The sequence below is a fragment of the Amycolatopsis sp. NPDC114505 genome (assembly GCF_055633615.1).
In genome coordinates, this window is record NZ_JBVKDV010000005.1 from 92,797 (window position 1) to 99,938 (window position 7,142).

Here is a 7,142-nt window from a genome sequence, read left to right on the forward strand (position 1 = left end):
GCAACCGACTTTCGTAGGTGGTGGGCGCCCGGCCCGCGTGGTCCGCACTACCGTTACGAATCGGACGTACCTCTCATCGGGGGCTATTCCTCGCGTAATTCGAGTGACAAATCGGATTTCCGTACCACGCTCCGGGATCCGTGAATTCGCGACCAGATAACGGTTCCGCAAGTACTTCCCCGCGAGCGGAACACCGATCTAGTCTCGTCCGGTGTTCCAGGCCCATTTACTGGGGGCCGCTTTAGAAGAGGGAGATTTCTGTGCGAAGAAGCTCCACCCTGCTCCTTTCGCTCGCGGTGGTGGGTGGCCTGACCGGCGCCCTGCCGGCCACGGCGTCCGCGCAGGGGCGTCAGGACATTCCGCAGTCGCACCCGTTGTGGGCGAACGCGCAGGCGAAGGTCGCCGACACGGCGGCCGCGTCCAAGCTGAGCTTCCGGGTCTACCTGAACCAGCGCGACAACGCCGGTGCCGAGGCGCTGGCGCAGGCCGTGTCCGACCCGGACAGCAAGACCTACCGGCAGTACCTCAGCACCGACCAGGTGCGTGACCGGTTCGCCGCGAGCGACGCGACGGTGAACGCCGTCAAGGCGTGGCTGACCGGCAGCGGGTTCAGCATCGGGGACATCCCGTCGAACCGCGCCTACGTCGAGGCCACCGGCACCGCCGGCCAGACGCAGAACGCGTTCGGGGTCAAGCTGGGCAAGTACAAGGTCAAGGGCCAGACCCTGCGCGCCGCCGACAAGAACCTGTCGGTGCCGGCGAACCTGGCGGCCGACGTGCTCGGCGTCGTCGGCGTCGACCAAGCGACCAACCTGTTCAAGCCGGACCACGACACGGGTTCCGCGACGCCGTCCGACGTCGCCCCCGGCCCCGGGTTCCGCAACGCGCGGCCGTGCAGCGCCTACTACGGCGAGAAGATCGACACCACCGATCCCGCCTACAACGGCAAGCACCTGCCCTACGCCCCCTGCGGCTACACCCCGGCCCAGCTGCGCTCGGCCTACGGTGTCGACAAGGTCGGCGCGGACGGCAAGGGCACCACGATCGCCATCGTGGACGCGTTCGCCTCGCCGACGATCTACTCCGACGCGAGCACCTACGCGAAGAAGAACGACCCGCAGCACCCGCTGAAGCAGAGCCAGTTCAAGCAGCACGTCTTCCCGGCGAACCCGGTTCTCGAGCCGCCGGACCAGTGCGACGCGGCCGGCTGGTACGGCGAGGAGACCCTCGACGTCGAGGCCGCCCACGGTCTCGCGCCGGGCGCCGACATCCTGTACGTCGGTGGCGAGTCCTGCGAGGACAACGCCCTCGACGAGGCGCTGAACTACGTGATCGCCGGCCACAAGGCCGACATCGTGTCGAACTCCTACGGCGACACCGGCGAGGACATCCCGGCCGACGAGGTCAAGGTGTTCAACCAGATCTCGCTGCAGGCGGTGCTCGAGGGCATCGGCGTCTACTTCTCCTCGGGTGACAACGGCGACGAGGTCGCGCGCCTCGGCACGCCGTCGCCGGACTTCTCCGCCTCGGCGCCGTGGATCACCGCGGTCGGCGGCACGTCCATCGCGATCGGCAAGGACGGCAAGCGGATCTTCGAGACCGGCTGGGAGACCAGCAAGTCGACGCTGACCAACGGCGTCTACGGCCCGGCGGCCTACACCAGCGGTTCCGGTGGCGGCACGAGCCGGCTGTTCGCGCAGCCCTTCTACCAGAAGGGTGTCGTGCCGGACGCGCTGGCGAAGAAGAACCAGACCGGCAACAACAAGGGCCGCGTGGTGCCGGACATCTCGGCGATCGGTGACCCGAACACCGGCTTCCTGGTCGGCCAGACGCAGACCTTCCCGGACGGCGCCTACTACGACCAGTACCGGATCGGCGGCACGAGCCTCGCGTCGCCGGTGTTCGCCGGCATCATGGCCGTGGCCGACAGCCGCGACCACTTCCACCACGGCTTCATCAACCCCGTGATCTACAAGCTGACCTCGCGCACGCCGGCGATCAGCGACGTGAAGCACGTGGACGCCGCGGTGGAGCGCGTCGACTTCGCCAACTCGGTCGACGCTTCGGGCGGCCTGCTCACCTCGGTGCGCACGCTCGACTACCAGGGTCTGACGATCCACACGACCCCGGGCTACGACGACGTGACGGGTCTCGGCACGCCCAACGGGCTGCTGTTCCTGCTGCTCGTCTAGCGAGTGATTCCGAAAGGGCCCCCTCGTCGCTGCGGCGAGGGGGTCCTTTCACGTCCTGAGCGGGATGAGCGCGCGGACCGTCGTCCCGCCGGTGCCGCCGCGCACCTCGAGCTCGCCACCCAGTGCCTCGACTCGGTCGCGCAGGCCCGCCAGGCCACTGCCGCCGTCGAGGGACGCGCCGCCGACGCCGTGGTCGGTCACCGACACGCGCAGCTCGCGGCCCGCCACCGCGATCCGCACCTCCGCGGAATCGGTCTGCGCGTGCTTGAGGGCGTTCGTCAGCGCCTCGGACGCCACGAAGTACGCCGTCGCCTCGACGGCCGCGTCCAGCCGGGGCACCGTGCCGACCGTCAGGGCGACCTCCATCGGGATCCGGTCGGCCAGCGAGCGCACGGCCGGGACCAGGCCCGCTTCGGTGAGGATCGCCGGGCGGATGCCGCGGGCCAGTTCGCGCAGCTCGGTGATCGCGGTCTGCAGCTCCTCGACCGTGCGGGTCAGCAGTGCACGGACCTCCGCCGGCAGCGACCCGCCGTGCCGCCGGCCGGCCATCCGCAGCAGCAACACGACGCTGACCAGCCGCTGCTGGGCGCCGTCGTGCAGGTCGCGCTCCAGGCGGCGGCGCTCCTCGTCGCCGGCCGCGACGAGCCGGGCCCGCGACGCCCGCACCTCGGTCAGCCGCTGCTCGAGCTCCGCGGTCAGCCGCTGGTTGTCCAGCACCAGCCCGGCCGCCGCGTTCAGCGCGTCGATCGACCGGCTGTCCTTCCACACCTCGTCGTCCTGCACGAGCGCCGCCAGCCCGGTGCCGTCGCGCTCCAGCAGCAGCCGGATCATCTCGGCGTTGCCGACGCGGGCGCGCAGCACGCCGGCCAGGAACGCCAGTGGCCACAGGCAGAACAGGATCCGGTACGCCTGCAGCATCGACTCCGACAGTGGGTGCGCGTCCCCGAGCGCCGTACCGATCCCCGACGCGAGCGCGCCGAGCAGCGCGATGGCGATCACCGGCGACAGCAACCGCCGCTGCGGCAGCCGGCCGGTCAGCCAACGATAGAGCAGCACGACGATCACCCCGGCGCTGATCGCGGTGGCGGCGAGTTCCAGCACGCGGTCGGCGACGCCGCTGCCGTCGTGGCCGGCGGAGATCGCCAGCAGGTCGCGCGGGTCGTCGTTGAACAAGAGCCCGAGCACGCCCAGCGCGAACACCACCGAGTAGGACGCGGAGACGAGCAGGCGTTCCCACCGCGACCGGAGCCTGCCCTGGGGGAAGGCGAGCACGAGGTGCGCAATCACCGGACCGGACGCGGCGCGCAGCGGCACGGCGATCGTGTACAGCACCGGGTCCGGGGCGAACTGCAGGTCCTCGAGGAACAGCGCGACGCCGGCGAGCGCGATGAGCACGCCGATCGGGTTCGCCGGGCGCCGCACGTGCGCGACCGCGCCGGCGAGCAGGAACAGGAAGCCGGTGACGGTGCTCAGGGCCGTGTCGAGCGCGGTGTGGCCGCCTTCGCCCGCCTTGAGGACCAACGCCGTGACGCCGAGCGCGAGACCGGCCGCCAGCAGGCCGGTCATCACGAGCGTCCGCGGATGCTGGACCACGCAACCCTCCCCGGTGAGCCTCGCCGGTCAATCCTGGCGGGTGTGTGCGGCGGTCCGGCAGCGGCTAACCGTGATTCGTCCGTTCGGGCCGTCGCGTTACACCACGCGGGCGCGCTTTAGGGTGATCCGGAACAGGAGGCGCCACATGAACGGACTGGGTGCGGAGGTCTTCGGCGGGCGCATGCCCACCGGCGGCCGTGACCTGGCGATCGAGACCCACGGCATCGCGCCGGTGCCGGAGGGCAACCGCTTCGGGCGGCCGTGGCGCCTGTTCAGCGTGTGGTTCGCGCCGAACCTGACCATGACGGCGGTGTTCACCGGCACGCTCGCGGCGTCGCTCGGCCTCGGGTTCTGGACGGGCCTGGCCGCGATGCTCGCCGGCACCGTGCTCGGGTCGCTGCCGGTGGCGTACCTGTCCACCTGGGGACCGCGCACCGGCACCGGCCAGCTGCCGCTCGCCCGGCTGCCCTTCGGCGGCGGCGTCGTGCTGCCGGGACTCATCCAGTGGCTCGGCTCGATCGCCTGGGACGCGCTGGTCGGCCTGTTCGGTGGCGAGGCGCTGGCCGAGCTGACCGGGCTGCCGTTCTGGGCCGCGGTGCTGATCGTGCTGGTGCTGCAGTGCGCGCTCGGCGTGTTCGGCTACGCCCTGATCCACCGCGTGCAGGCCGTGATGAGCGTGCTGCTGGTGCTCGCGTTCGCCGCGCTCGCCGTGAAGGTCCTTTCCGGACACGCGATCGCGACCGCCGACACGGCGTCGGGCGCCGACCTGGCCGGCGGTGTCGTGCTGTTCACGACGATCACGTTGTCGCTGGCGATCTCCTGGGCGCCCTACGCGTCGGACTTCAGCCGCTACCTGCCGGCCGGGACGTCGTCGCGGTCGGTGTTCTGGGCGACGCTGCTCGGCCTGACGGCGTCGTACGCGATCGGCGAAGGGCTCGGGCTCGCGCTGGGGTCGTCGCTGGGCGACCAGACGGCGACCGGGGTCGCGGCGCTGCTCGGCGGCGGGTTCCTGGGCGCGCTGGCGCTGGCGGTGATCGCGCTCGCGGCGGTGTCGTCGAACGCGATGAACGACTACAGCGGCTCGCTGGCGCTGCAGACCGTCGGCGTCCGGCTGCGGCGTCCGGTGTCGGCGGTCGTCGTCACGGTGCTCGCGTTCGCGCTGATCCTCTGGATGCACAGCGGCGAGCTGGCGGTCAAGTTCCAGAACGTGCTGCTGTTCGTCAGCTACTGGATCCCGCCGTTCCTCGGCGTCGTCATCCCGGACTGGCTCGCCCGGACCCGCGGCGGGCGGCGCGTGGACGTCCTGGAGTCGACGTCGGTGCGTCCCTGGGCCGCGCTCGTGGCGTTCGTGGTGGGCTTCGGGGCGGCGGTGCCGTTCATGAACACGTCCCTCTACACCGGACCGGTCGCGTCGGCGCTGCACGGCGCGGATCTCGCGTACTACGTCGGGCTCGTCGTTTCGCTGGCAGCGTACTTCCTGCTGCGCGGCCGGGCTTCGGTTGACATCAAGTAAGGTAGAGGTTTGACGATGGTGTGGTACCCCTCGAAGGAGGAACCATGCCAACCGCACTCGTCACCGGGGCGTCCGCGGGCCTGGGCCGTGCCCTGGCCGCCGCACTGGTGAGTCGCAAGTGGACAGTCGTCGGCGACGGCCGGGACGCGGCCGCGCTGTCGGCCGCCGCCGGGGAGATCGGCTTCACGGCCGTCCCCGGCGACGTCACCGACCCGGCCCACCGCGCTTCGCTGGCCGACGCCTGCCCGTCCCTCGATCTGCTCGTCAACAACGCCAGCTCCCTGGGTGCCAGCCCGTTGCCGCCTTTGGGGAGCTATCCCTTGGCGGAGCTGGAAAACGTCTACCGCGTGAACGTCTTCGCGCCGCTCGCGCTGACGCAGCTGCTGCTGCCGGCGTTGACGGCGTCCCGGGGCACGATCATCGACATCAGCTCGGACGCCGCCGTCGAAGCGTACGAGGGCTGGGGCGGCTACGGCTCGGCGAAGGCCGCGCTCGACCACGTCACGGCGGTCCTCGGCGCGGAGAACCCGGACCTGGCGGTGTACGCGGTCGACCCGGGCGACCTGCGCACGGCGATGCACCAGCGCGCGTTCCCGGGCGAGGACATCTCGGACCGGCCGCTGCCTGAGACGGCCGTCCCGGCGTTCCTGCGGCTGCTGGACTCGCGTCCGCCCAGCGGCCGCTACCGGGCCGCGGACCTGCTGGTGAGCGCATGAACATCCGTTTCGACCTGCCGGACGAGCTGTCGGCGTCGGCCCCTCCCGAGGCGCGTGGCTTGGCCCGGGACGAAGTCAGGCTGCTGGTCGCTTCGCCGTCGGGTGTCCACCACACGGTGTTCTCGTCGCTGGGTTCGCACCTGCGCCCCGGCGACCTGCTGGTGGTGAACACGTCGGGGACGTTGCCGGCGGCGGTCGACGCCGTCCGGGGCGGCCGTCCGGTCGTCGTCCACTTCTCGACGGAGCTCGACGACGGCGCCTGGGTCGTCGAGCTGCGAGCGCCCGGCGGGCCGCTGCTCGACGGCCGGGCGGGGGAGCGGCTGGAGCTGCCCGGGGGAGCGTCGCTGAGCCTGCTGGCCCCGGCCGCACCGGGCTCGACGCGGCTGTGGCGCGCGGCGGTCTCGGTCGAGGGGCCGGTCGAGGGGTTCCTGACGGCGGTGGGGCGCCCGATCCGCTACGGGTACGTGCCGCGCGCGTGGCCGTTGCCGGACTACCAGACGGTGTTCGCCCGCGAGCCGGGCAGCGCGGAGATGCCCTCGGCGGCGCGGCCGTTCTCGGACGCGCTGGTCACGCGCCTGGTCACGGACGGTGTGCTGTTCGCGCCGCTGGTGCTGCACACGGGGGTGTCCTCACCGGAGGCGGGCGAGCCGCCCCAGGCCGAGCGGTTCCGGGTGCCACCGACGACCGCGGCACTGGTGACGTGGGTGCGTTCCCGAGGCGGCCGGGTGATCGCGGTGGGCACGACGGTCGCGCGGGCGTTGGAGTCCGCGCTGCCCGAGGGGCCGGCGGAGGGCTGGACGAACCTGGTCCTGGGCCCGGACCGCCCGGCGCGGGTGGTGGACGGAATCGTGACGGGCCTGCACGCCCCGGACGCGTCCCACCTGCTGTTGCTGGAGGCGGTGGCGGGCCGCGACCTGGTCCAGCGCGCCTACGACGCGGCGGTGGAGCGCAGGTACCTGTGGCACGAGTTCGGCGACGTGTCCCTGCTGCTGCGCCACTGACTTCGGTGTGGCGTTCGGGTGCGGGACGCCGGACGCCACACCGGGTTCAGCGGGAGCGACGCTTGGCCAAGCCGGCCGCAGGGGTGCCGGCAGGATTCCTGCTCCGGTGACCGAGCCTCCGGGCCGA

General features: G+C 71.9%; 5 protein-coding genes. 4 read left to right on the plus strand and 1 reads right to left on the minus strand.

From position 1 onward, the window contains the following. Positions 1–260 precede the first annotated feature (260 nt). Positions 261–2,192 carry a S53 family peptidase gene (locus ACZ7OU_RS43275; protein WP_470259739.1) on the plus strand — a complete coding sequence of 644 codons (1,932 nt, stop codon included), beginning with the start codon at positions 261–263 and terminating at the stop codon, positions 2,190–2,192. Positions 2,193–2,240: 48 nt separating this feature from the next. On the opposite strand, the gene ACZ7OU_RS43280 is transcribed toward ACZ7OU_RS43275, so the two are convergent. Continuing rightward, on the minus strand, positions 2,241–3,758 hold the full coding sequence (locus tag ACZ7OU_RS43280) for a sensor histidine kinase (protein WP_470260157.1): 1,518 nt from the start codon (positions 3,756–3,758) through the stop codon (positions 2,241–2,243). A 172-nt stretch (positions 3,759–3,930) separates the two neighbouring features. On the opposite strand from ACZ7OU_RS43280, the gene ACZ7OU_RS43285 reads away from it, so the two are divergent. From ACZ7OU_RS43285 to ACZ7OU_RS43295, 3 genes are read left to right on the plus strand one after another with little or no spacing between them, the layout of a single operon-like run. Further along, the gene (locus ACZ7OU_RS43285) at positions 3,931–5,298 is read left to right on the plus strand and encodes a purine-cytosine permease family protein (protein WP_470259740.1); all 1,368 of its coding nucleotides are present in this window, start codon (positions 3,931–3,933) and stop codon (positions 5,296–5,298) included. Between the two features lie 44 nt (positions 5,299–5,342). Further along, complete coding sequence (locus ACZ7OU_RS43290) at positions 5,343–6,014, plus strand: SDR family NAD(P)-dependent oxidoreductase (RefSeq protein ID WP_470259741.1); 672 nt, start codon at positions 5,343–5,345, stop codon at positions 6,012–6,014. Continuing rightward, entirely contained in the window at positions 6,011–7,015 is a 1,005-nt protein-coding gene (locus ACZ7OU_RS43295) for an S-adenosylmethionine:tRNA ribosyltransferase-isomerase (RefSeq protein ID WP_470259742.1), read from the plus strand. The genes ACZ7OU_RS43290 and ACZ7OU_RS43295 overlap by 4 nt, the downstream gene beginning before the upstream one ends. Positions 7,016–7,142: the final 127 nt, after the last annotated feature.

Excerpts from the sequence above, each read along its gene's own strand:
- ACZ7OU_RS43290 (WP_470259741.1), top strand. The coding sequence starts at position 5,343 with ATGCCAACCGCACTCGTCACCGGGGCGTCCGCGGGCCTGGGCCGTGCC.
- ACZ7OU_RS43280 (WP_470260157.1), bottom strand. The coding sequence starts at position 3,758 with ATGACCGGCCTGCTGGCGGCCGGTCTCGCGCTCGGCGTCACGGCGTTG.
- ACZ7OU_RS43295 (WP_470259742.1), top strand. The coding sequence starts at position 6,011 with ATGAACATCCGTTTCGACCTGCCGGACGAGCTGTCGGCGTCGGCCCCT.
- ACZ7OU_RS43285 (WP_470259740.1), top strand. The coding sequence starts at position 3,931 with ATGAACGGACTGGGTGCGGAGGTCTTCGGCGGGCGCATGCCCACCGGC.